Annotated in this window: 1 protein-coding gene; it reads right to left on the reverse strand. The window is 59.7% G+C overall.

Going from position 1 to position 1403, the window contains the following annotated elements; all coding sequences use genetic code 11:
• Nucleotides 1–247: 247 nt before the first annotated feature.
• Nucleotides 248–1273: an IS110 family RNA-guided transposase gene (locus AU465_RS33130; RefSeq protein WP_192257232.1), complete on the reverse strand. Its 1026-nt coding sequence runs from the start codon at nt 1271–1273 to the stop codon at nt 248–250.
• Nucleotides 1274–1403 lie beyond the last annotated feature (130 nt).

The following is a 1403-nucleotide window of genomic DNA, read 5'->3' on the forward strand; positions in this document are numbered from 1 at the left end:
GATGGGGTTGTCTAATCGCCGCTGGGACGTCAAGCATGTAATTGCGTCGAGACGACGCTGCCGGGTGCATGGTTGTCTTCGCGGTCGACATCAGTCGCCGCATGATGGAGCTTCGCGGGAGGAGCCTTCAATGTGGACGACGCACTTTGCTGAGTCAGCGGTGCAACCCCATCAGCGGAATGGCTCGGCTCACGTCCCCGGCAGGGACGTCTCAGGCGCTCAGATCCTGAACGCTATTCGCAAGATTTCATGCTGTGGCGCCTGCATTTCGATCAAAGAACTCACCGGTCTTGAGCATCGAATGCATTATCACCGCCAGTTTGCGCGCCACAGCCACGGCAGCTCGTTTAAAGCCAACCCTCTCCCGGAGCTTGAGGCCCCACGTGCGCAGGCTGCTGTCGATCGAGCTGCGTGTCAGGATGACGGCCGCAGCCTCATAGAGAAGTCCGCGCAAATGTCGATCGCCGCGTCGGGATATATGGCCGTCATAATCGACTTCTCCCGATTGGTAGCGGCGAGGTGTCAGGCCGATCCAAGCGGCAACAGAGCGGGACTTCTTGAAGTTGCCCGGATCTTCAATGGCAGTGGCGAAAGAGGTTGCGGTAATGGCGCCGATGCCGGGGATCGACATGAGTATGCGGCATGCTTGGCTTTGACGTGCATCTGCGACAAGCTGGCGCCCAAGCTCGGCGGCACGGATGCGAATGCTGCGCCAGGCTTCCAACATCGGTAGCACGACAGGAGCAAGCTCGCTCTGATCGATAAGAAGGCTCCGGACATTCTTTTCGAATGTAGTTCCCTTACCGGCGGGAACGAGCAAGCCGAACGTTTTCATGATCCCTCGGATCTGGTTGGAAAGCTCGACGGTGATCCGGACCAGCCGGGTGCGTGCTGCCACGAGCGTGCGGGTCAACATACTGTCGAAGCCTTTCACGCGCACCTCGCGAAAGAATCCTGCTTCAGCAAGACGCGCCAAACCATCGGCGTCATTCGCATCCGTCTTGTTCGCCGCCATATCGAGAGCGGCTTTGGCATGGCGCGCATCGATGCAGATGGCTGGCAATCCCTCGGCGCGCAGCGCATGATAGAACCAAACTGACAGCGGGCCGGTTTCGAACACGACGCGCTTTGCGGCCGGCGCCCGCTTGCGGACAAGCTCGGCAATGATCCTGGGATCAGATGCGCACTTCCCGCGCCAGATCCGTTCGCCTTCACGGCGGATCGACACTGCCGTCTCTTTCATCGACACGTCGAGACCGATATGTTCTTCCATGGCTGTTCTCCGTTGATGCTGGGCCCGGCGTCCAGTCGTGAGCCCGTATTTCATCTTATCGGGGAACAGCCACCCTCCAAGGCTATGATCGGTTCCAGGGCGCGTCGCTCCCGCGATTACCCCATGTGGA

The organism is Mesorhizobium silamurunense (genome assembly GCF_014843905.1).
GTDB classification, from domain to species: domain Bacteria; phylum Pseudomonadota; class Alphaproteobacteria; order Rhizobiales; family Rhizobiaceae; genus Mesorhizobium; species Mesorhizobium silamurunense.

Bases quoted from the DNA above. Each gene is read 5' to 3' on its own strand.
- AU465_RS33130 (WP_192257232.1), bottom strand. From the start codon at position 1,273: ATGGAAGAACATATCGGTCTCGACGTGTCGATGAAAGAGACGGCAGTG.